Raw genomic sequence first — 22815 nt, 5'->3', positions numbered from 1 at the left:
ACAGCCTTGCGAGACACGCTTTAGCCGTTCACGCGTCGTTAACGCTACGCGTTTCGATCGGAAGCGTTAACGTCCGCCGCCCGAGGCGGGCGGCGAACGAGCGGCGTCACGCCACGACGTTGAAGTCCGCGCTTTGCAGGAGGTTGACCCCGTTCAGCTCCGCGATCCGGATCGCGTCGCTCGCCGAACCGCCATTGGCGTCGAAATAGAGCGTGCCGGCATCGGCGCCGCCGGTGTCGAAGATGAAATAGCCGGTGGACGCGCCGCTGACGAAGGCCGTCGCGACCAGCGTGTTGACGACGGTCACGGCGCCGCCCGCCGAAAGCCCGCCGCCGAAGCCGGAGGCGGAGATCTCGAGCCTGTCGGCGCCCGAGGTGAAGTCGTCGATGCGGTCGGCGCCGTCCGCGGTGCTTTCGAACACGACCGTGTCGCTGCCGCCGCCGGTGCGGATGCGGTCGGCGCCGGCCCCGCCGATGAGCCGGTCGGCGCCGTTGCCGCCGATCAGCAGGTCGTCGCCGCCGGCGCCAGAGAGCGTGTCGGCGCCGATGCCGCCATGCAGCGTCTCGGACGCCGCGGTGCCGATGCGCGTGACGGGCGTGGCGGACGCGCCGAAGGCGCCGCCGAAGAGCACATGGGACGAGCCCGCATTCGATACGCCGGACGGATCGGCGAGGTGGGCGCCGACGATCAGGTCGTCGAAGCCGTCGCCGTTGACGTCGCCGGCCGACGACACCGGATATCCGCTCGAATCGCCCGCCGCGGCGCCATCGATGCGGAACCCGGCGGCGCCGAGATCGGCAAGGTCGATCGTGCCGAAGCCGGACGCCTTGCCGAAGACGACATAGGAGGCGCCGGCATTGGTACGGCCCGAGGGATCGGCGCCATAGGCACCGACGATCACGTCGTCATAGCCGTCGCCGTTGACGTCGCCGGCCGACGACACCGAAAGCCCGCTCTGATCGCCCGCCGCCGCGCCGTCGATGCGGAAGCCGGCGGTGCCGAGATTGGCGAGGTCGACCGTGCCGAAACCGGACGCCTTGCCGAAGAGGACATAGGAGGCGCCGGCATTGATGCGGCCGGAGGGAGCCGCGAAATAGGCGCCGACGAGGATGTCGTCATAGCCGTCGCCGTTGACGTCGCCGGCCGAGGAGACGGCGCGGCCGCTGTAGTCGCCCGCCGCCGCGCCCTCGATGCGGAAACCGGCGGCGCCGAGATCGGCGAGGTCGACCGTGCCGAAGCCGGACGCCTTGCCGAAGACGACATAGGAGGCGCCGGCATTGCTGCGGCCGGAGGGATCGTGGTCGCGGGAACCGACGATCACGTCGTCGTAGCCGTCGCCGTTGACGTCGCCGGCCGAGGAGACGGCAAGGCCGTTGTAATCGGCCGCCGCGGCGCCGTCGATGCGGAAACCGCCGGTGCCGAGCGTGGCGAGGTCGACCGTGCCGAAGCCGGACGCCTTGCCGAAGACGACATAGGAGCTTCCGGCATTGGTGCGGCCGCTGGGATCGGCGCCATAGGCTCCGATGATGACGTCGTCATAGCCGTCGCCGTTGACGTCGCCGGCCGATGAACTCCACCAGCCGGACGCGTGGTCCGCCCCGGCGCCCTCGATGCGGAAGCCGCCGGTGCCGAGCGTGGCGAGGTCGACCGTGCCGAAGCCGGACGCCTTGCCGAAGACGACATAGGAACTTCCGGCGCCGCCCCGGCCCGAGGGGCTGGCCGTCCAGGCGCTGACCAACAGATCGGCAAACCCGTCGCCGTTGACGTCTCCCGCCTCGGAGACGGAGAAGCCGCTGGAATCGCCGGCCGCGGCGCCGTCGATGCGGAAGCCCCCGGTTCCGAGATCGGCAAGGTTCACCGTACCGAAGCCGGAGGCCTTGCCGAAGACGACATAGGAGCTTCCGGCATTGGCGCGGCCGCCGGGATCGGCACCAGGGGCGCCGATGATCACGTCGTCATACCCGTCGCCGTTGATGTCGCCCGCGCCGGAGGCCGAATAGCCGCTGCGATCTTCAAACGCCACCCCGTCGATGCGGAAGCCGGCGCTGCCGGGATCGGCAAGGTCGATCGCCGGCAGGCTCTCCGCCGTTCCGGTGATCGTCACGGTGATGACCTGCGGCGTCCCGTCGGCGGTCGTCACGGTGATGCTGTCCGTGTAGACCTCGCCCTCGACGAAGGCGTCATGCGCGGAAAACGCCACCCAGGACCAGACGCCGCCCGCATCGATCGAGAAGGTGCCGTAGCCGTTCGATCCGGCAACGCCCGTCTGTGGGACGAAGGTCGCGGGACCATCGACATCGACGGCGCCGAGCGCGCCGCCGGCTGTCAGGACGGCATTCGTCTCGATGAGGCTGACCGAGGTCGTGCCGCTGATCACGGCGGCGTCATTGGTGCCGGTGACGGTCCAGCGGGCCGAGGCCGGCGTCGTCGCGGTGCCGTCCGAGACGCCGTAAGCGACGGTCACGATCGTCGATTCGCCGTCTGCCAGCGACTGGTAGGCGGGATGGGAGGGGTCGAGCGTGAAGCTCCGGGTCGCCGCATCATAGGTGACGCCGGCCGGCAGCACCGAGGGAACATCAACGACGGACAGAACCGCGCCGCCGTCGACGTCGTCGGCATTCGCCAGTGCGGACAGCGTGAGCGGCGTGCCGTCCTCCACGGTCGCGCCGTCGACGGCACCGGAGACCACCGGCGCGTCATTGGTGCCGGTGACGGTCCAGCGGGCCGAGGCCGGGGTCGTCGCGGTGCCGTCCGAGACGCCGTAGCCGACCGTCACGATCGTCGATTCGCCGTCCGCCAGCGACTGGTAGGCGGGATGGGAGGGGTCGAGCGTGAAGCTCTGGGTCGCCGCATCATAGGTGACGCCCGCCGGCAGCACCGAGGGAACATCAACGACGGACAGAACCGCGCCGCCGTCGACGTCGTCGGCATTCGCCAGCGCGGACAGCGTGAGCGGCGTGCCGTCCTCCACGGTCGCGCCGTCGACGGCACCGGAGACGACCGGCGCGTCGTTGGTGCCGGTGACGGTCACGGTGATGGTCCTCGTCGCCGTGCCGTCGCGCGAGGTTACGGTCAGCGTCTCCGTCGCCTCCTCGCCCTCCGCGAGGGCCTGGGTGGCGGCGCGGGTGTTGTCGAGCGTATAGCTCCAGGCCCCGGTGGCCTCGTCGAAGGTGAAGCGGCCATGGGTCTGCTGCAGGTCGATGACGTCGACGGGCCGGAACGCCGCCTCGCCGCGATCGGCGTCGGCGACCAGCAGCCCGCCCTCGACGGTATCGGATGGCGCGTCCTCCGTCACCGCGCCGGCCGCGCTGCCGGTGATCGTGGCGGCGTCGTTGCGGCCCTCGACGAGGAGGGTCGCGGTGTTGGCAACCGTGCCGCCCCTGCCGTCGCCGATCGTGTAGTAGACGGTGACGGTCTCGCTCTCGCCGGCGGCGAGATCGCCGAACTGGGACGGATCGAGCACCAGCCGGCCGGCCGCATCGACGGACGCGGCAACGACGCGGGCATCGTTGGACGACACCACGGAGAGGTCCACGACGGCCAGCACGTCGCCGCTGTCGCGGTCGCTCGACGTCGACAGAAGGTCGATCGTCACCGGCGCCGCATCCTCGTCGGTATCAGGCGCCGCGATCACGGACGCGACCGGTGCGTCGTTCGTCCCGGTGACCGTCCAGGCGACGGTCGCCGGCACGCTCGCCCGGCCGTCGGAGAGAGCATAGGAGACGCTGACGACGGTCGTCGCGCCCGCTCCGAGCGACTGGTAGACCGCATGCGCGGGATCCAGGGTGAAGCTTTGCGTCGCCGCGTCGTAGGTGACGCCGGCCGGCAGGCTCGCCGGAAGGTCGACGACCGACAGCGTGTCGCCGTCGCGATCGGAAGCGCCGGCAAGCGCCGACAGCGTCGAGGCCGTGCCGTCCTCGACCGCCGTGCCGGCGACCGGGCCGGAGACGACCGGCGCGTCGTTGGTGCCGGTGACGGTCACCGTGATCGTCCTCGTCGCCGTGCCGTCGAGCGAGCGCACGGTCAGCGTTTCCGTCGCCTGCTCGCCATGGGCCAGCGCCTGGGTGGCGGCGCGGCCGTTGTCCAGCGTGTAGCGCCAGCCGCCGGTCGACGGGTTGAAGGTGAAGCTGCCATAGGTCTTCTGCAGATCCCCCGACGGCACCGCCTGGAAGACCGCCTCGCCCTGGTCGACGTCCTGCACCGACAGGGTCCCGGCGACGAAGGCGGTTGCCGCATCCTCGAGAACCGCGCCGGTCGCCATGCCGGTGATCGTCGCGGCGTCGTTGCTGCCGTTGATGGTGACCGTCACCGTCGCCGTGTCGCTGTCGCCATCGGCGTCCACCACCTTGTAGGTGAAGCTCACGGTCGTCGTCTGGCCGGCGCGCAGCCATTCGAACGCCGTTCCGGCCGAATAGGTGAAGCTCCCGTCCGCGTTGAGCGTCAGGCTGCCGGCCGGGACGCCGGAGACAAGGGAGACGGACTTCACCAGGTCCGGCACGCTGTCATTGGCAAGCACCTGGCCGGCGACCTGTCCGCCTTCGGCGACGGACACCGCGTCATTGCGCGCATCGACGGCCGCGTCGCGCGCGTCGAGTTCCACGCCGTCGACGAAGACCTTCAGGCTCTCGATCGTCTCCACCTTCAGATTGAAGGCGGAAAACTGGAATTTCGCCGGAAGCAGGCACTGCCAGAAGGAGGGCTGCTGCACGGCGCTCGCGAGAAAACGGGCGATGTCGGCCTGCACCGCCGCCGTCAGCCATTCGGCGCGGGTGAGTTGCAGCGCCAGCGTATCCTGGCCGCCGGCACCGACATAGCTGTCGGCGGCGCCGGCATTCTCGGCGACGCGGTGGAGGAAGACATCGTCGCCGGACGATCCGAGCGCAGTGTCCGAGCCGGCGCCGGCATCGAGGAGATCGTCGCCCGCGCCGCCTTGAAGCGTGTCGTTGCCCGCGCCCCCGACCAGATGATCGTCGCCGGCACCGCCATCGAGAAGATCGTTGCCGTCGCCGCCGTCGAGCACGTCGTCGCCCTGGTTGCCGGTCAGCGTGTCATGGCCGCCGAGCCCGCGAAGACTGTCGTCGCCGCGCCCGCCGATGATGATGTCGTTGCGCGTCTGGCTTCCGGTCAGCGTGTCGCCGCTGCGCGTGCCGATCGTCACGTTGCCGGCGATGTTGCGCAGGACCCATTCGAGCGTGCTGAGAAAATTGATGGCCATCGCTGTTCCCCCCGGCAGTGCAGGCGTGGGTGCACTGCTTTAAAATTCAGAAATAAACGAAGAACTGTATATCAATCCGGGAGACGAGCGGGAACAGGGTCGTTAACATCTGGTTAATACAGAGAATTTTAACCAATTCCCCGGATGCCGAAGAGAGCGACCGACAGCACGCTGATCACCGAACCGCCCGCCTGTCGAAGCCGCCCCGACAGAAGGACCGGCATGGATGTTAGCAGCCTCTCCGGCCGGCCGTCTTCACCCGACAGGGTGAGGCCGGCATGCGGATGAACCCCGGGACGATGGTCGGATAGGGCGATGAGGTCGGGCGCACGGCGCCGAGGTCTCCAGCCCATGTCCAGCAGAAGCGGCAAGAACAGAAGGGTAAGAGCACGTCGGTGAGCCGCTGTTCACCGACGTGCTTGCGCCGCCGCTGCCGTGCTGCGGGCGGCCGCGGCCTTGCCGGACGCCGCCCGGGCATCGGGGCCGCAGGCCGCGTTGCGTCTTCCGCGTCGCCCGGAGCATTTCCCGTTGGATCCGGACACCGCGTCGAAACAGGGAGACGGGCTCCGGCGAAGGCCTGCGAGCCTCGCGCGGCGGATCCTCAATCGTCGCTTCGGCCCGCGCCCCTCATCGCAGCGCGCCCGTCACGGCAGCCGGCCGGTGTCCCTCAGATAGGACAGGATGGCGAGTGCGGCGGCCTCGGGCGTGCGGCCCACCGCCTCGATGCGCAGCTCCGGCGCCGGGGGTCGGTCGTAGGCGGCGCTGATGCCGGTGAAGTTCTTCAGTTCCCCGGCGATCGCGCGGCGGTAGAGGCCTTTGTGGTCGCGCTCGATGCAGACCGCGAGCGGCGTGTCGACGAAGACCTCGACGAATTCGTCCGGCGCCACCAGGGCGCGCGCGGCATCGCGCTCCGCCTGGCCGGGCGAGATGGTCGAGACGATCGCGATCAGCCCGGCATCGACCATCAGCCGCGCCACCTCGCCGACGCGGCGGATGTTTTCCGCCCGGTCCGCGGCCGTGAAGCCGAGGTCGCGGTTGAGCCCGTGGCGGACATTGTCGCCGTCGATGAGCACGGCATGGTGGCCGGCGGCCAGCAGCAGCTTGTCGAGCGCATTCGCGGTCGTCGACTTGCCGGAGCCGGAAAGGCCCGTGAGCCAGACGACGCAGGGCTTCTGGCGCTTCAGCGCCGCGCGCTCGGCCTTGCCGATCTCGAAATGCTGCTGGTGGATGTTGGTCGACAGGCGCAGCGCCCGCTCGATCATGCCGAGGCCGACGGTGCGGCCGCTGGCGGGCTCGACGAGGCGAAACCGGCCGGTCGCCCGGATCACGGCATGGGGGTCGAAGGCGATCGGCGCCTGCAGGCGCAGTTCCGCCGCGCCGATCTCGCCCTGCGACAGCGCCGTCGCCGGCAGGCTTTCCCCGGTCGAGGGATCGCGCCTTGCGCGGATCGCCGTGACGACCGCGAGCGTGGCGTCGACCTCCGTCTCGAGGCGGAAGCTGCGTCCGGGCGAGAGCGGGTCGGCGTCGGTCCAGACCAGCATCGCCTCCAGCTCGCCGGCGACCTCGGGTCGCGCCGCGACCGCCGCGAGCATGCTGCCGCGCACAACTGCGACGGTCTCCGAAAGGCGCAGCACGACGGCGTCGCCGGCGCTTGCCGAGCGCCGGGGCACGCCGGCGACGAGGATCTCCGCCACCCGCGCGATCTGTCCCGACTGCGCCACGACCACCGCGTCGCCGACTGCGACCGCGCCCGCCGCCACCGTGCCGGCGAAGGCCTGCATGTCCGGGCGCGGCGCAAGCACGAGCTGGACCGGGAGGCGGAAGGGCGCACCGCCGGCGTCGACGGCCGGCGGCAGGCCGTCGAGCCAGTCGCGGACGTCCTGCCCGTCCTGCCAGGCCGGTCCGCCGTCAGAGGCGGGAAGAGCGGTGACGCTGCAAAAGCCGAGCGTCCCGGCAAGCCTGCCGGCCTCGTCGCGCGCGCGGCGGAGATGGTCGGCGCTGGTGCCGCCGATGCCCGTCACCGCGAGAAGCAGGTGGCGCACGCCGAGGAGGGCGGCAAGGCCCGCCCGTCGGCGCCCCTCGGGCCCGAGCCCGCGCGCGGCATCGAGGCTGAGGAGAAGCGCGTCGGCGTCGGCCGCCGCCACGGCGAAGTCCGCCGTGGAGACGGATCCCCCGGGGAGACCGGCGACGAGGGCGATGCGCCGCGCGCCGGTGACGACGACCGCCGCGCCGAGCGGACCGGCCGCGCCGGGCGCACCGGCGGGAAGGATCGGCGGATCGCCGCCGCAGGCGAGGATCCGGACGAGGTCCCGCCCGTCCCGTTCCGCCGCTGCGAACGTGTCCGGCCGGAAGGAAAACAGTTCGACTCTCATGGGACGGGCCCTCCTCTGTCCTGACGTTGCGGAAAATGGCGCGCCTCGCGGATCTCGCGCAGGAGGCTCGCGGCGTCGCCGGCCGTCGACGGGATCGCGCCGGTTCGTCCCGCCGCGCCGAGGGAGGCGATCCGCACGGAGCGCAGCCGCACCGCCTCGCCTGGCCGCACGGCAAAGTGCGTGTCGTCGACGAGCAGCAGCAGGCCGGCGCGCTCGACGACGAGGCGCGGCCGGGCGAGGTAGAGCGGCATGACCGCAACCCCCTCGCGCGCGATATACTCCCAGAGGTCGAGCGTGGCCCAGCGGCCGAGCGGACGCACCGGCACGGCCTCGCCGGCGCGGGGCGCCGGCGGGTCGGCCCAGCCCCGGCCAAAGGGCCCGGCGCCAAGCGGCGGAGGGCGTTCGAAACGGCGTGCGGGATCGCGCCCGCCGTCCGGTCCCTCCGCCTGCGGCGCTGCTGCGTGACCTTCGACCGTGTCTCCGCCGATCGCCGCGTCGAAACCGCCCGGCACCGTCGCGCGCGCCGCAGCCGATCCGCCCAGGCCGTCCGGCAGCGGGTGGACCGTCATCCGCACGTCGGGGCCGGCCGCGACCGTCTCGCGGAAGCGGAGCATCTCCCTGAGGCCGCAGCCCGTGTCGAGATGGAGGAGGGGGAAGGGCAGCGGCGCCGGACGAAACGCCTTTCGCGCCAGATGCAGGAGAACCGAGCCGCTCTTGCCGGCCGAAAACAGCAGCACCGGGCGCTCGAAACGGGCCGCGACCTCGCGCAGCGCATGGATCGCCTCCGCTTCCAGCGCGTGCAGACAGGGCGAGGGCGTCACGGGCTCCAACGGCAACGAACCGCTCCAAGGGTGAACGGCCGGGCGCCGTCCCGGCGACGACGGCATCACCGGAGGGCGCGGGTCTGGCCGCAGGGTCCTGCGCCGGGGCGGTGGCGCCCCGGCCGGACATGCCCTAGCATGCGGGGATTGCCCGGGGGTTGCGCATCGGGGCGGAGCCGCCTCGCGCCGGCCGGCCGTCAGAGCCTCGGCGTCGCCATGTCGAAGCGGTCGCGGATCGTCGCGCAGGTGTCGCCGCCGAGCCGGGCGATCGCGTCGATGCCGGACGGATCGACATGCAGCGCCTCGTCGACGATGCCCTCGGTATAATGGGCGAAGAGGATCTCGCCCAGGATGATCTGGCGCGAGCGGCCGAGCTCGAGCGTGACATGCCGCCGGCATTCGAAGGCGGCGGGTGCCTCCCTGATATAGGGCGCGGCGATCCTGGTCCCCGGCACCGCCGTCAGGCCGGCCTCCTTCAGCTCGTCGACGCCGCGCGGAAATTTCGCCGCGCAGACATGCATCGCCTCGGCGATCGCGAAGGAGACGATGTTGACGGTGAACACCTCCGTCATGCGGATGTTGTGGCCGGTGTGCTTGAACGACATGTCCGGATTGTTCTCGACGCCGAGCGCCAGGATCGGCGGATCGGCGGAAAGGCAGTTGAAGAAGCTGAAGGGCGCGGCATTGACGCGGCCCTCCTCGTCGACGGTCGTCACCAGCGCGATCGGCCTCGGGATGATCGTTCCGATCATCAGCTTGTAGCGCTCGCGCGCACCCAGCGCGGAAAAGTCGAAGGCGGTGCGGTCGCCGGCGGCGGGCCGGGGGAGAGAGGCGGTCATTCGCTCATTCCTTTGACGCGGGCGGCGTAAGGGGCGAGCAGCTCGCGGATGTCGTGCTCGGTGCGCGCCTCGAGCATCGCCCGCCCGGCGACGGATTCGAGGTGATGATCCATCAGGTGCGAGGCGCGGGCCGCGTCGCCGCGTTCGAGCGCGGCGATGATTTCGGCATGCTCGTCGACGCCGCAGTCGGCCGAATGCGGCCGGCCGTACATGGCGAGGATCAGCGAGCAGCGCGAGACGACCTCGGTGACGTAGCGGATCAGCAGCTGGTTGCCTGTCATGCGGGCGAGCACGAGGTGGAACTCGCCGGCGAGCCGGATCGATTCCCGCTCGTCGATACCGGAGACCGAGCGCTCCTTCTCGTTGAAGGCCTTCAACTGCGCGACCTGCTCCGGCTTCAGCCGGCCGGCGAGCAGGGAGGTGACGGTCTGTTCGAGGCCGCGGCGGACGAGGAAGATGTCGCGCCCTTCCTCCAGCGTCGGATTGGCGACGAAGGCGCCCTTGTTCGGTTTCAAGTCGACCAGTCCTTCCACGGCGAGGCGGCCCAGCGCCTCCCGTGCAATGGTGCGGCTGGTGCCGAAGGTTTCGCCCAGCGCATCCTCGGGAAGACGGGCGCCGGGCCTGAGCTTCTGCTCGATGATCGCCTGGCGCAGCGCCTCCTGCACGGCTTCCGTGCGCGACGACGGCGCGGGCCTGGCGGTGATGTCGTCGTCGGCGGGCGGGCCCTTGCCCTTGGCGGTCGGGTCGTTGACGGAGCGCGACGTCGCCCCGCTCTGCGCATTCTTCATCGTCACTGGCCTTTCTTCATGCGGACCCAGGCGTCGAGGATCTCCGTCGCCGCCCCGGCGAGATGCTGCTCCGAGGGCATGTCGCGATCGCCGACGAGGGCGCCGGCGGCCGCGCGCAGCCTGTCGACGTCGATCGGATGGCGCTCCGCCGTCGTCAGGGTCTGAAACGCGCGTCCCGCCTCTTCCATCGACGAGGCGTAGTAGAGCCGCGACAGGCCCGCAACGCCCATCGTCGCCACGCACATGGCGCAGGGTTCGCAGGATGTGTACATGTCGGCGCCCGTAAGGTCGACGGTTTCGAGCCTGCGGCAGGCATCGCGGATCGCCTCGACCTCGCCATGGGACGTCGGATCGAAACGGGCGGCCGAATGGTTCAGCCCCTCGCCGACGATCCGCCCGTCGCGCACGACGACGGCGCCGAAGGGCTCGGTGCCGGGTTCGCTGAGCGCGCGGCGCGAGATCTCGACCGCGCGTTTCATGAAATCCTCGTTATAGGTCATGGATGGGCCTCCTTCTGTTCATGTGTTCTGCGGCAGCACCCAGGCATGGGCGGGCTGCCAGGAGAGATGGACGGCGCGGCCGGGCGCGAGATCGAGCGCGTCGATCTCGTGCTGCTGCTTCTGCACGCGGAACTCCGCGCCGCCGGCCTCGACGAACACCGTCTGGACCGAGCCGACGAACTCGATGCCGATGACGGTGCCGGCGAGCCGGTTGTCGGCCTCCGGCGCCGGCGCGGCGGAGAGCGCGATGCGGTCGGCGGCGACGACGAAGCGCGCCGGCCCCGAGGAGGGGAGCGCGCCCGCCGGAATGCGGAACCGCCCGGCACCGGTGTCGATCCGCGCGAAGGCGCCGTCGCGGCCGCAAAGCGTGCCGGAGAGGATGTTGTTCATCCCCATGAACTCGGCGACGAAGGCATTGGCCGGCTCGCGATAGACGTCCTGCGGCCGGCCGGACTGCTGGATCGCCCCGTCGCTCATCAGCACGATGCGGTCGGCGAGCGCGAAGGCCTCCGACTGGGCGTGGGTGACGTAGATGAAGGTGATGCCGAGTTCCTTGTGCAGGCGCGACAGCTCGGTCTGCATGCGCACCCGCAGATGGGCGTCGAGGGCGGAGAGCGGCTCGTCGAGGAGCAGCACCGGCGGCTGGGTGACGAGCGCGCGGGCGATCGCGACGCGCTGGCGCTGGCCGCCGGAAAGCTGGGCGATGTCGCGCCCGGCCATGGCGGAAAGCCCCATGCGGTCGAGCCATTCCATCGCGCGCCGGCGCCGCTCGACCGGGCCGATCCTCTTCATCCGGAGCGGGAATTCGACGTTCTCGACGACGGAGAGGAAGGGAAAGAGCGCGAGGCTCTGCCAGACCATCGGCGTGTCGCGCTGGAAGGCCGGCACGTCGTTCATCCGCCGGCCGCCGATCCGCACTTCGCCGGAGGTCGGCGTGTCGAGGCCGGCGATCAGCCGCAGCGTCGTCGACTTGCCGCAGCCGGACGGGCCCATCAGCGCGACGAACTCGCCCGTCCGGATGTCGAGGTCGATGCCGCGCACGGCATGGTGGCCGGGATACTGCTTGTCGAGCTTTTTCAGGGATACGAAGGCATCGGTCACGGCGTCATCCTTCCGTCTTTTTCGGGCGGGCGGCGGCGCTGACGCCGACGAAGCGTTGGGCGAGAAGCACCAGGGTGATGCTGATGGCGAGGACGACCGTGCCGATCGCGTTGATCTTCGGGTTCACCTGGCCCTGCAACAGGTTGAGGATGCGCACCGGCAGCGTTTCCACCGTGCCGCCGACGAACCAGGCGATGAGGAACTCGTCGAAGGAGACGGCGGCGGTCAGGAAGAAGGAGGCGACGAGCGCCGGCTTGCAGAAGGGCACGACGACGCGCATCAGCGTGACGAAGGGCGGCGCGCCCAGGTTCCAGGCGGCCGGCTCCAGGTCGCGCGGGAAGTCGCGCAGCCGCAAGCGTATGATCGCCATCGCAAACGAGGTGGCGATCGCGACATGGCAGGCGACGATGGCGCCGACGCTGCCGAAGAGGCCGAGCCGCGACAGGAAGGCGAGCATCGCCATGCCGAGGATGCTCGCCGGAACCGCCGGCGGGATCGCGACCATGAGCCCGAACAGCGCCTTGCCGCGAAAGACGTAGCGGTAGTCGAGATAGGCGGCGCAGAAGCCGAGGATCGTCGAGACGATGGCGGTCGACAGCGCCACCGTCAGGCTGTTGGCGAAGGCGGTGCGGATCATCGTGTCGCCGAGCGCGGCCACATGCCAGTCCAGGCTGAAGCCGCCCCAGGGGATCGTGGGGAAGCGGTTGGCGTCGAAGGAAAAGACGGCGATCACCAGCATCGGCGTGGCGATGAAGCCGAAGAGAAGGACGAGCAGCGCGTATTGCGCCGCGCGCGAGAGACGTGTTGCGGACCGGGCCATGGTCATGCCTCCTTTCGCCCGCGGCGCCCGCGGCGCTCGCGCCCGAGCCGGTTGAAGGCGAGGAGGACGACGGTGAGGATCGCCAGCATGCTGACGCCGATCACCGAGGCGCGCGGCCATTGCGAGCCGGACTTCACCGTGTCGACGATCAGGATCGACAGCGTCGGCGGCTTGCTGCCGGTGAGGAAGACCGGGCTGATATAGTCGCCGAAGGCCATGAGGAAGGCGGTCGAGGCGGCAAGCAGGATGGCGTTGCGCACCGAGGGCAGCAGCACGTGCCAGACGATGCGGGCGCGCCGGCAGCCGAGATTGGCGGCGGCCTCGATCAGGCTGCGGTCGATGCCGGAGAAGGCGAGCACCAGGATCAGCACCGCGACCGGCAGCGTCAGCGTGAGGAAGCCGACCTGCAGCGAGAAGGCGCCGCCGAGCAGCGCCAGGTCGAGGCCGAAAAGAGGCCGCGTCACGCTGTTGACGATGCCGCCGGGGCTGAGCACGATCTGCCAGGCGTAGATGCGCAGCAGGTAGCTCGAAAAGACCGGGACGACGAGCGCCGCGACGGCGAGCGCCCGCAGCCGCGGCGAGAGGCGGAACGCGATGGTGTAGGCCGCCGGCAGGGCGACGGCGAGCGTCAGCACGGCGCAGAGCGCCGAGACCTCGACCGTGTGGACCAGCGCCTTCTGGAACGGCGTCGAGGCGAGCACCTTCTGCCAGTTGTCGAAAGAGAAGGCCGGCGACAGCTTGAAGGACCGTACGGTCCAGAAGGTGACGACGAGGAGGAAGACGAGCGGGGCCGCGAAGAACACGGCCTGCCAGAGAAGGACGGGAGCGCCCAGGATGACGGGCACGGCTGCCGGCGATCCGGCGGTGCGCCGGCTGAGGAAAAATCCCCTGACCGGCGCGCCGGCCGCATCGGCGTAGGAATGGTCGGCCTGTGTCATGCGAAACGCTCCCCTCGCCCTCACGCGGACTTGAACTCGCTCCAGACGTCGTTCCAGTCCTCGATCGACTGCTGGACGGGAAGCTGGCGCAGCGCGATCTTGCCGGCCTTGTATTCGTCCATGACGTTCGGCCTGTCGAACTGCAGGCGCAGGATCTCGGCCTCCTGCGGCATCGTCTTGTTGAGCAGTTCCCAGCCCTTGACCGAGGGGATCGATTTCTTGTTGTCGACCTTGGTCGCCATCTTCACCTGGCCTTCCGGCGCGGTCGTGTACTGGATGAACTTGCGGGCGAGATCGACCTTGGGCGAGCCCTTGACGATCGAGAGCGATTCCGTCCACTGCAGCCCGCCCTCGTCGGGGATGATCGTGTCGACGGGCACGCCGCTCTGGCGCAGGCCGAGCGTGATCCATTCGCCGATGCCGGGGATGAGCTGGGCGCGGCCGTTCGTCAGCGAGGAGAAGATGTCGGCGATCGTGTAGAAGCCGGACGCCTGCGGCTTCAGCGAGAAGAGCTTCTCCTTCAGCATGTCGAAATGCGCGCCGTCGATGTCGAAGGGCGGGCGGCTGCCGTTCGACAGGCTGATCGCGCCCATCGAGGTCAGGTACCAGTCGAAGAAGCCGACCTTGCCCTTGGCCTTGTCCGTCCACATCGAGGCATAGGACTTCACCTCGTCGGCGGTGAATTCCTTGGTGTTGTAGGAGAGGCCGAGATAGCCGAAATCGGTCATCACGCCATAGAGCCTGTCGTCGAACCAGTGCAGCGGGAATTTCTGGAATTCGGGGAAGAAGTCGGCGAGCGGATAGTCGGCCGGATCGAGCTCCTCGAGGAAATCGGCCTCGTGCAGCAGGTGCATGTATTCGGCATCGGCGAGCACGACGTCGAAGGAGCCGGGCGGTGACTGGTTGATGACGGCGAGCATCTGGTCGCCGCCGACATATTCCTTGATCTGCACCTTGACGTTGTTCGCCTTCTCGAAGTCGGCGATGAGATAGGGATCGGCATTGCCGGGCCAGGACAGGTAGTTCAGCACCTGCGGATCGTCGGCGCGGGCCGGCGACCATGACGAGGCGGCCGACAGCGCCACGCCCGCGGCACCGGCCTTGAGGAAACCGCGGCGGCTGATGTCGCGCGCCATGAAGGGAAGTTTGCGCATGTCCGTCTCTCCTATTGTATGCGATCATCGCATGCAATAGTAAAAGCAAGCACCGTGCCAGATCGTGGTTACGTTGAAAAATCCCGCCTTTCCGTGAGCTTAGACCACACGCACCGTTCGGCAAGAGAAGTTGCGCGCTTCTGCATGCATAAAGCTTGAGCATTCGCCCGCATGTAACGTCACAAAAGCATGCAATAATCGCATGCAATTTCGAAAGGTCTCGCCGCGAAGCGCCTTGCTCAATGACCACCGTCGGCGGGCGGGCGGTCTCAAGCAGCCTCGGACCGGAGCGAAGCGGGGGCCGGCACGGTGATGCTTCGAGAGGAAGCGCGGGAGCGCCCGTCGGAAGGGGTTGCGTCGCCTGCGCTCCGGCATCGCCGGTGCGTCTCCTGGTCCGGTGAGCGCGTCATCCGGTGGTCTGGTCGGCGCGCCCCCGACATGGCCATGCGACGCCGGGGAAATCGGGTGGCGATGCGCCGGGCGTCCCGGACGGGTCCTACCGATCGGGTCCTGACGGTCGGCATCCACTGTCTTTTTCGAGGCGTCATGTCGCGGGCGGTCTTGGACCACCGTCACCATGGCGAAAGCGCGCTATGTTCGAGGATCTCAAGACCGGACCGAAGGGGTCGCATCCGACCGTTCCGCGTAAAGAACAGGAGGCGACCGCCGTCCGGGCGACGCTGAATCGTGTGCTTTCCGAGCGTCTGCCTGATGCCCATCGGCTCGACGGGAGCCGCGCCTGCCTCGACAGTGCGAGTGCCGCGGCCGGGCGGCGCGCCGGGGCCATGTGCGCCCGCGTTACCCGAAGACCGCCCGACGCGCTCGGCCTGCCGTGCCTACCAGGGCACCGGCGTGCCGTCATAGGCGAGGAACGAGCCGCTGTCCTCGTTGCGCAAGCCATCGGCGACGGCGAGCATCGCCTTGGCGCTTTCGTCCGGCCGCATCCGGGCGTGGTTTCCGGCATAGGCCTCGGTGAGCGCGGTCGCCACCGTACCGGGATGGAGGGCGGCGACCACGGCGTCGGGGCGGCTGCGGGCGATCTCGATCGCCGCCGTATGGACGATCTGGTTCAGCGCCGCCTTGGCCGCGCGGTAGGAGATCCAGCCGCCGAGGCGATTGTCGCCGATCGATCCGACCCGCGCGGAGAGAAAGAGCATCAGCGCGCGCTGCTGCCGCGCGAGCTTCGGCGCGAAATGCTTGAGGACCAGCGCCGGCCCGAGCGCGTTCAGCGCGAACTGCTCCATCATCGCGGCGGGAGAGATCTCGCGGATCGCCTTTTCCGGGCGGGAGCCGGCGATCGAAAGCGCGCCGGTGGCGCAGAAGACGAGATCCAGATCGTGGTCGATGGCGCGGGCGGCGCCGGCGACGGTCTCCTCGTCGGTCAGGTCCAGCCCGTCGCCGCTGCGCGACAACCGCGTGAGGCCGCCACAGCGCGGATCGGCCGAGAGCGCATCCGCCACCGCCGCGCCGATCCCGCCGCTGGCGCCGATCACGAGCGCCCTGTAGCCCGGCGCAAGGGACATCATCGACATGCCATCCTCCTTCAAAGACGTCCGCCGGAGCCTGATCGCCCGGGCCGGACATAGCCTGTTGTCTCTCTCCAACGCCGGGAAGAACCCGCTCCGGCGCGGCATGGTCTGGGGCATTGCGCGCCCGGGCCGCATCGGATGCCATCTGCGGGCAGGGCGTGGGAGCGGAGAGCGTCTCTCCGGTGAAGCCGTGTCCGCCGGACATGCCGTCCGCTCCTTTGTTGTCCGTGTGTCTCCGGAATGACCGGAGTCCACCTGATCCCTGACGGACCTTCTCTCCTTTTGTTTCTGCCGGATTGTCCGGCGCCAACGCGGTCCCGCTTCGGCTGGACAGGCCCTATACGTTCTCTCCCGCATCGAGCCGGGCGAGAAAATCGCGGGCGCTGTCGCGGCAGGCGGTCCGGTCGGCCTCCGTCATCCGCCGCCAGGTCGACAGCGTCTGCGCCATGCGCCGGTTGCCGGAAAGCAGCGCCTCGTTCCGGCCGATGAAATCCCAGTAGAGCGCGTTGAAGGGACAGGCGCCCTCGCCGGTCCTGCGGCGCACGTCATAGGCGCAGCCCTCGCAATAGTCCGACATGCGCGAGATATAGGCGCCGCCCGCCGCATAGGGCTTGGAGCCGAGCAGGCCGCCATCGGCGAACTGGCTCATGCCGATGACGTTCGGCAGTTCCACCCATTCGACCGCGTCGGCATAGACCTCCAGGTACCACACATGCACCGCCTTCGGATCGAGCGCGGCGAGAAGGGCGAAATTGCCGGTGATCATCAGCCGCTGGATGTGGTGGGCATAGGCGTTGCGGATCGTCGCGCCGATGACGGTGGCAAGGCAGGCCATCCGCGTGCGGCCGGTCCAGAAGAAATCGGGCAGCGGCCGTCGCGCGCCGAAATGGTTGCCCTCGGCATAGGCCGGCATGAAGCGCCAGTAGATGCCGCGCATGTATTCGCGCCAGCCGATGATCTGGCGGATGAAACCCTCGACGGCGTTGAGCGGCGCGTCGCCCTGCTCATAGGCGCGCTCCGCACTGCGGCAGAGCGACAGCGGATCGAGGAGCCCGACATTGAGATAGGGCGAGAGCAGGGCGTGGTTGAGGAAGGGATCGTCGCGCAGCATCGCGTCCTGGGTGTCGCCGAAGGCGGGCAGGAAATCGGCGATGAAATCGTCGGCCGCCCGTTCCGCCTCCGCCCGCGTCACCGCGAGGCCGAACCCCCGCGCGTCGCCCATATGGCCGGGGAACCGCGCCTCGACGAGGGCGATCACCGCGCGGGTGATCGCATCCGGTGCGAACGGCCGGCGGGGCGGCCTGAAGAGATCGGGGCGGGCGGGCTTGCGGTTCTCGCTGTCGAAGTTCCATCGTCCGCCGGCCGGCCGGTCGCCCTGCATCAGAAGGCCGGTCCTGCGCCGCATCTCGCGGTAGAAGAACTCCATGACGAGGCTGCGCCGCCCGTCTGCGAAGCGGGCGAAATCGGCGCGCGAACAGAGGAAGCGGTCGTCCTCGCGCATCTCGACGGTGGCATCCCCGAGGTCGACGGCCGAAAGCGCCTGCTCGACCCGCCATTCGCCGGGCTCGGTGATGACGATCCGCTCAGGGTTCAGCGCCGCCGCCGCGCGCCGCAGCTCGCCGGTAAGCGCGCCCGTGTTTTCCGGATCGTCGAGCCGGACGTAGCGGACCCGGAAGCCTGCGGCTGTGAGCTCGTCGGCGAAATGGCGCATGGCGGAGAAGAAGAACACCAGCTTCTGGGCGTGATGGGCGACATAGGTCGCCTCCTCGGCGACCTCGCAGATCAGAACGACATCGCGCGCCGGGTCGGCCTCACGCAGGCTGGACATCGCCGGCGAAAGCTGGTCGCCGAGGAGGAAAATGAGATGGCGGCAACGGGTCACGGCGGGACGCTTCTTCGCTTGTCTTTTGTGCGTGTCTTCGCCCCTGTTACGCTCCGGGCGGCGGATCGGATCTGGAGCCAGGGCGACGAGGTGGCCGGGCGGCCGCGCGCAGCCGAGGCGGGACAGGGCGACGGCTCCTGTGCCGCCGGGAGCATGTCCGGATGTGTCGGGAAAGGCTCCGGCCCGCGAGGCGCCGCCTGCCGGGCGCCGGACGGTCCGGCTGCGGCGCGGCGCGTCGGCATCCGCCATCCCCGGGGCCGCCGGGCGAGCCTGCTCGACACCGCGACGGGAGCGGAGGATCGCAGGCGGGAGGAGGCCGGCAGGGCATCCCGGCCCGTGCCGGGGGCGGCGCGAGGCCCGTGAAGGAGGGATCGCTGCCGATCCGGCCGTCTCTCGACCGGGGCATGCGCCCGCAATCGCCGATGCAGCGCGGAACAATCCGGTGTCCCGGCCTGTTTCAGGACTTGGGGCATCGCGCGAAGGTCGAGGATCGTGGAACCCGTGAAGGCTCGCACGCGTCCCGCCGTCGCCGTGGCAGCCTTTGCCGGGCACGATCCGCGCCCCATGCGGCCGGAACGGATCCGTGAGACCCGCGGCGGCCGCGATGCAGACTGTTCTTCGAGGGAGCCAGCATGACGATCACCATCACCGCCGTCCTCATCGCTCTTCTCGGCCTGGTGCTCGGCGGAGGCGGTCTCTGGCTCGTGATGCTGGGCGGGACGCCGTTCTATCTCGCCGCCGGGGTCCTGTCGCTCGCGACCGCGTTCCTGCTTCTGCGCCGCTCGGCCGCCGCCCTCTGGGTCCATGCCGCCCTTATCCTCGGCGCCCTCGGCTGGGCGCTCCTCGAGGTCGGCTTCGACTGGTGGCAGCTTGGCCCGCGCGGCGGCCTGCTGATCGTCATCGGCCTGTGGCTCCTGACACCGTTCGTCCGGCGGCGTCTTTCCGGCGGACGAACGGCCCGGGCCGGCGCCGCCGCGCTCGGCCTTTCGGTCGGCCTCTCGGTTCTCGTCGCCGGCTATGCGATGACGGTCGACACGCATGAGGTCGCCGGCAGCCTGCCGGCCGAGCGGGTGGCGCAGGCCCCCTCCGCCGGCGTTCCCGATGGGGAATGGCACCAGTATGGCCGCACCCCGCTCGGCCAGCGCTTCTCGCCGCTCGACCGCATCACGCCGCAGAACGTGGCGACGCTGAAGGTCGCCTGGCAGTACCGGACCGGGGACGTCAAGCTGCCGGAGGATGTCGGCGAGACCACCTATCAGGTGACGCCGCTGAAGGTCGGCAACACGCTCTATCTCTGCACGCCCCACAATCTGGCGATCGCGCTCGATGCGACCACGGGCAAGGAAACGTGGCGCTACGCCCCCAATGCGGGCCTCAACCCGGACCGCCAGCACCAGACCTGCCGCGGCGTCTCCTATTTCGAGGACGAGGCGACGCCCGCCGGCGCGCCCTGTGCGCAGCGCGTCTACCTGCCGACCTCGGATGCCCGCCTGATCGCGCTCGACGCCCGGACCGGTGCCGTCTGCACCGGCTTCGCCGATCGCGGCACGCTCGATCTCGGGGCGGGCATGCGCTACAATCCGGCCGGCTACTACTACTCCACCTCGCCACCCGTGATCACCGACGGCCGGATCATCATCGGCGGCGCGGTCAACGACAATTACTCCACCAAATCCCAGTCCGGCGTCATCCGCGCCTTCGACGTGCGCAGCGGCGCGCTCCTCTGGAACTGGGATTCGGGCAATCCGGATCAGACCGCTCCGCTCGGTCCGGGTGAATTCTACACCACCAATTCGCCGAACAGCTGGTCGGTCTTCAGCTACGATCCGGGCCTTGGCCTCGTCTACATCCCGCTCGGCAACCAGGTCCCCGACCAGCTTGGCATGGGCCGCAGCCCCGCCGTCGAACGTTTTTCCTCGTCGATCGTCGCGCTCGACATCGCGTCCGGTCAGGTGCGCTGGGTGCGCCAGACCGTCCATCACGACCTCTGGGACATGGACGTGCCGGCCCAACCGGTGCTGCTCGACCTGGCGCGGCCGGACGGCAGCACGGTTCCCGCGCTGGTCGGGCCGACGAAGCAGGGCGACATCTACGTCCTCGACCGCCGCACCGGCGAGCCGGTCATCCCCGTGCGCGAGGTCCCGGCGCCGGGCGGCGCCATCCCGGAGGATTTCACCGCGCCGACCCAGCCGGTCTCCGACCTTTCCTTCGAGCCGCCGAGGCTGCGCGAGAGCGACATGTGGGGCATCACGCTGATCGACCAGCTCGCCTGCCGCATCCAGTTCCACCGCCTGCGCTACGACGGCCGCTATACCCCGCCCTCGCTGCAGGGCACGATCGTCTATCCCGGCAATTTCGGCACGTTCAACTGGGGCAGCGTCGCGGTCGATCCGGAGCGGCAGATCCTGTTCTCGATGCCGACCTATCTCGCCTTCACCTCGCGGCTGGTGCCGCGCGACGAGATCCCGCCCAAGGGCGAGGACGAGACGGCGAGCGAGCAGGGCCTGAACCGCAATGACGGCGCCCCCTACGGCGTCTTCATGGGTCCCTTCCTCGGGCCGCTCGGCATTCCCTGCCAGGCGCCGCCCTGGGGCTATGTCGCCGGCGTCGACCTGAGGACCGGCGACATCGCCTACAAGCGCCGCAACGGCACCGTCTACGACATGACACCGCTGCCGCTGCCCTTCCGGCTCGGCGTTCCCGGCATCGGCGGACCGATCGTCACGCGCGGCGGCGTCGCCTTCCTCGCGGCCGCCGTCGACGACTACCTGCGCGCCTACGACGTCACCGACGGCCGTCAGCTCTGGGAGGCGCGCCTGCCCGCCGGCGGCCAGGCCACGCCGATGACCTACGCGACCGACGACGGCCGGCAGTTCGTCGTCATCGTCGCGGGCGGCCACGGATCGATCGGCACGAGGGCCGGCGACTATGTCATCGCCTATACCCTGCCATGAGGGAGAAGACCGTTGAGCTGGATCCGGCAGGCTGGAAGGACGCCGCGCCTTCCGCCGGCCGGTTCGGCGCCCGCGGCGATGCCGGCCGCCGGTGTCCGACGCCAGGCTGCCGTCGTATCGCGGCGGCGTCCCGCACTCCGCGTGGCACTCCGGGCGCCGGCAAGATCGGGACGAAGGCCGGGCCTCCGGAAGGATCTCTGGAAACCGGGGCATGTCCAGCCGACGCGGGACCGCTTCGGCATCGGGCAATGCGACAAGGACAAAAGGCTTGAGCCCATCCGGTGAACCGGTCTTCGCCGGTGAGGCCCCGGAGGCGGTTCCGGCGAGTCGTCGGGACGCCGGGTCGGGCGGCGCGTAGACGCCCGGTCGTCCTCAGAGCGTGACGCCCAGGGTCCGCACCCAGTCGAGCCCGGGGTCGGTTCCGGCGCGGGGCCTGTATTCGCAGCCGACCCAGCCGGCATAGCCGAGCCGGTCGAGGGTGTCGAAGACATGCCGGTAGTCGACCTCGCCCTCGTCCGGCTCGGCGCGGCTCGGCACCGCCGCGATCTGCACATGGCCGACGAGCGGCAGGTAGCGTTCGAGGCGGCCGAGGACGTCGCCCTCGGAGAGGCCGACATGGTAGGCGTCGAACAGGATCCGGACATTCGCCGCGCCGGTTTCGGCAAGAACGCCCGCCTTCGCCTCGAGGGTCGAATAGAAATAGCCCGGCCTGTCCGTCTGGTTGATGCCTTCGAGGAGAAGCGTCATCTCCGGGGCCATTCCTGCCGCGCGGCGGAGATTGTCGATGAGGGTCGCGCGCGCGGCGTCCCGAGCCCCGGGCGGAACGACGCCCGCCATCACATGGATGGCGCCGGCGCCGGCGCGCCTTGCCCAGTCGAGCGTTACGGAAAACCCGTCGAGAAACTCCGACTCCCGGCCCGGCAGGGCGCCGAGGCCGAATTCGCCGAGCTCGGTGCGCCCGGGCGGCGTGTTGATGCCGAGAAGCCGGAGCCCCTGCGCCGCGCAGCGCGCGCGAACCGCATCCGGCGCCACGTCCTGCGGCCAGTGCAGCTCGACAGCGCGGAAGCCGGCGGCCCCGGCGGCGTCGATGCGCTCGAGAAGCGGGCGATCCGGCCAGAGAAAGCCGAGATTGGCGGAGAAGCGCGGCATGGTCTCTCCCGGTTCTGGAATTTGTCGGGGACAGGGGAAATCCGGTTATACCGAAAAGACAGGCGACGACAAAAGAGCAAAGCCCGTCCGGTTCGGGATGCCCCCGACAGGCTCCCGCGTGGCGGCGCGGTCGTGACCGATACCGGTGGGCCGCAGCGATGCCGAACGGTGCCGGGACGGCTCAGGATCCGGAGGCCGAAAGGCCGGGGCGGCCCTCGACATAGGCGGCGGCCAGCGCCACCGTGTCGTCGAGCGGTGTCGTCATGTCGAGGCGCAGATGCGGCACGGCGAGCGGCTCGAAGGCGCCGTGGATCCGCTCGGCCTTCTGCGGTGTGCGCTCGGCCCGCTGGTTGACCGGTTGCGCCAGTCCCCGCGCCAGCCGCTCGCGGATCACGTCGAGCGGCGCGTCGCAATGGAGCACGCGCACCGCCGCGCCGTGCTCGGCCGCAAGCGACAGGATGGTCTCCACCTCGCGGGCGCGCGAGAAGGGCTTGCCGTCGATGATGAGGAAGGGCGGCCGGTGCCGCTTCAGGAGATAGCCGAGCACCGCCATCAGCGCGTCGGTGCCGACCTGGTTCTGCTCCGGCGAATAGTCAAGCCAGCGATCCGGGAAGATCGCGTCGCGGATCAGGTCGCGGCTGAGGATCTCGGCGCCGAGGCGGGCGGCGAGCGCCGTGGCGAGCGTGGTCTTTCCGACGCCGGGCAGGCCCACCAGCAGGATGACGTTGGAGTGCGGCATGACCGGCATGGACG

The 22815-nt window shown here is 69.9% G+C and carries 15 protein-coding genes; 1 reads left to right on the top strand and 14 read right to left on the bottom strand.

Translation table 11 applies throughout. The features are described 5' to 3' along the window. Nucleotides 1–106: 106 nt before the first annotated feature. The 12 genes from ACEVQ6_RS15155 to ACEVQ6_RS15100 form a co-directional block, all read right to left on the bottom strand. Nucleotides 107–5215: a VCBS domain-containing protein gene (locus ACEVQ6_RS15155; RefSeq protein ID WP_374889860.1), complete on the bottom strand. Its 5109-nt coding sequence runs from the start codon at nt 5213–5215 to the stop codon at nt 107–109. Nucleotides 5216–5859: 644 nt separating this feature from the next. Next, the gene (gene cysC / locus ACEVQ6_RS15150) at nt 5860–7587 is read right to left on the bottom strand and encodes an adenylyl-sulfate kinase (protein WP_374889859.1); all 1728 of its coding nucleotides are present in this window, start codon (nt 7585–7587) and stop codon (nt 5860–5862) included. Next, complete coding sequence (locus ACEVQ6_RS15145) at nt 7584–8423, bottom strand: phosphoadenosine phosphosulfate reductase domain-containing protein (protein WP_374889858.1); 840 nt, start codon at nt 8421–8423, stop codon at nt 7584–7586. The genes cysC and ACEVQ6_RS15145 overlap by 4 nt, the downstream gene beginning before the upstream one ends. Nucleotides 8424–8605: 182 nt before the next feature. Beyond that, on the bottom strand, nt 8606–9247 hold the full coding sequence (locus ACEVQ6_RS15140) for a flavin reductase family protein (RefSeq protein WP_374889857.1): 642 nt from the start codon (nt 9245–9247) through the stop codon (nt 8606–8608). Beyond that, nucleotides 9244–10035, bottom strand: a complete 792-nt coding sequence (locus tag ACEVQ6_RS15135) for a GntR family transcriptional regulator (protein WP_374889976.1) — start codon at nt 10033–10035, stop codon at nt 9244–9246. The genes ACEVQ6_RS15140 and ACEVQ6_RS15135 overlap by 4 nt, the downstream gene beginning before the upstream one ends. A 2-nt stretch (nt 10036–10037) precedes the next feature. Continuing rightward, nucleotides 10038–10535: a nucleoside deaminase gene (locus ACEVQ6_RS15130; protein ID WP_374889856.1), complete on the bottom strand. Its 498-nt coding sequence runs from the start codon at nt 10533–10535 to the stop codon at nt 10038–10040. 18 nt (nt 10536–10553) lie between these two features. Continuing rightward, entirely contained in the window at nt 10554–11636 is a 1083-nt protein-coding gene (locus tag ACEVQ6_RS15125) for an ABC transporter ATP-binding protein (protein WP_374889855.1), read from the bottom strand. Between the two features lie 4 nt (nt 11637–11640). Next, nucleotides 11641–12456: an ABC transporter permease gene (locus ACEVQ6_RS15120; RefSeq protein WP_374889854.1), complete on the bottom strand. Its 816-nt coding sequence runs from the start codon at nt 12454–12456 to the stop codon at nt 11641–11643. 2 nt (nt 12457–12458) lie between these two features. After that, nucleotides 12459–13394, bottom strand: coding sequence for an ABC transporter permease (locus tag ACEVQ6_RS15115; RefSeq protein WP_374889853.1), 936 nt, complete (start codon nt 13392–13394; stop codon nt 12459–12461). A gap of 20 nt (nt 13395–13414) precedes the next feature. Continuing rightward, the gene (locus tag ACEVQ6_RS15110; protein ID WP_374889852.1) at nt 13415–14548 is read right to left on the bottom strand and encodes an ABC transporter substrate-binding protein; all 1134 of its coding nucleotides are present in this window, start codon (nt 14546–14548) and stop codon (nt 13415–13417) included. Nucleotides 14549–15384: 836 nt separating this feature from the next. Next, the gene (locus ACEVQ6_RS15105; protein WP_374889975.1) at nt 15385–16074 is read right to left on the bottom strand and encodes an SDR family NAD(P)-dependent oxidoreductase; all 690 of its coding nucleotides are present in this window, start codon (nt 16072–16074) and stop codon (nt 15385–15387) included. A gap of 340 nt (nt 16075–16414) precedes the next feature. Next, entirely contained in the window at nt 16415–17959 is a 1545-nt protein-coding gene (locus ACEVQ6_RS15100) for a cryptochrome/photolyase family protein (protein WP_374889851.1), read from the bottom strand. Nucleotides 17960–18591: 632 nt separating this feature from the next. Between ACEVQ6_RS15100 and ACEVQ6_RS15095 the strand changes: the two genes are divergently transcribed. After that, nucleotides 18592–20913: a glucose/quinate/shikimate family membrane-bound PQQ-dependent dehydrogenase gene (locus tag ACEVQ6_RS15095; protein ID WP_374889850.1), complete on the top strand. Its 2322-nt coding sequence runs from the start codon at nt 18592–18594 to the stop codon at nt 20911–20913. 372 nt (nt 20914–21285) lie between these two features. Here ACEVQ6_RS15095 and ACEVQ6_RS15090 read toward each other — a convergent pair whose 3' ends face one another. Together ACEVQ6_RS15090 and ACEVQ6_RS15085 are read right to left on the bottom strand one after the other, a co-directional pair. After that, the gene (locus ACEVQ6_RS15090; RefSeq protein ID WP_374889849.1) at nt 21286–22062 is read right to left on the bottom strand and encodes a hydroxypyruvate isomerase family protein; all 777 of its coding nucleotides are present in this window, start codon (nt 22060–22062) and stop codon (nt 21286–21288) included. A 181-nt stretch (nt 22063–22243) separates the two neighbouring features. Then, nucleotides 22244–22810: an AAA family ATPase gene (locus tag ACEVQ6_RS15085; RefSeq protein WP_374889848.1), complete on the bottom strand. Its 567-nt coding sequence runs from the start codon at nt 22808–22810 to the stop codon at nt 22244–22246. Nucleotides 22811–22815: the final 5 nt, after the last annotated feature.

It is taken from the genome of Ensifer soli, assembly GCF_041928815.1.
Lineage (GTDB): Bacteria > Pseudomonadota > Alphaproteobacteria > Rhizobiales > Rhizobiaceae > JBHFEI01.
The sequence above is the reverse complement of the archived record's forward strand: the minus strand, read 5'-3'. Positions and strand labels throughout refer to the sequence as shown.

Bases quoted from the DNA above. Each gene is read 5' to 3' on its own strand.
- ACEVQ6_RS15155 (WP_374889860.1), bottom strand. From the start codon at position 5,215: ATGGCCATCAATTTTCTCAGCACGCTCGAATGGGTCCTGCGCAACATC.
- ACEVQ6_RS15130 (WP_374889856.1), bottom strand. From the start codon at position 10,535: ATGACCTATAACGAGGATTTCATGAAACGCGCGGTCGAGATCTCGCGC.
- ACEVQ6_RS15105 (WP_374889975.1), bottom strand. From the start codon at position 16,074: ATGATGTCCCTTGCGCCGGGCTACAGGGCGCTCGTGATCGGCGCCAGC.
- ACEVQ6_RS15140 (WP_374889857.1), bottom strand. From the start codon at position 9,247: ATGACCGCCTCTCTCCCCCGGCCCGCCGCCGGCGACCGCACCGCCTTC.
- ACEVQ6_RS15085 (WP_374889848.1), bottom strand. From the start codon at position 22,810: ATGCCGGTCATGCCGCACTCCAACGTCATCCTGCTGGTGGGCCTGCCC.
- ACEVQ6_RS15095 (WP_374889850.1), top strand. From the start codon at position 18,592: ATGACGATCACCATCACCGCCGTCCTCATCGCTCTTCTCGGCCTGGTG.
- ACEVQ6_RS15120 (WP_374889854.1), bottom strand. From the start codon at position 12,456: ATGGCCCGGTCCGCAACACGTCTCTCGCGCGCGGCGCAATACGCGCTG.
- ACEVQ6_RS15135 (WP_374889976.1), bottom strand. From the start codon at position 10,035: ATGAAGAATGCGCAGAGCGGGGCGACGTCGCGCTCCGTCAACGACCCG.
- ACEVQ6_RS15090 (WP_374889849.1), bottom strand. From the start codon at position 22,062: ATGCCGCGCTTCTCCGCCAATCTCGGCTTTCTCTGGCCGGATCGCCCG.
- ACEVQ6_RS15115 (WP_374889853.1), bottom strand. From the start codon at position 13,394: ATGACACAGGCCGACCATTCCTACGCCGATGCGGCCGGCGCGCCGGTC.
- ACEVQ6_RS15110 (WP_374889852.1), bottom strand. From the start codon at position 14,548: ATGCGCAAACTTCCCTTCATGGCGCGCGACATCAGCCGCCGCGGTTTC.
- cysC (WP_374889859.1), bottom strand. From the start codon at position 7,587: ATGAGAGTCGAACTGTTTTCCTTCCGGCCGGACACGTTCGCAGCGGCG.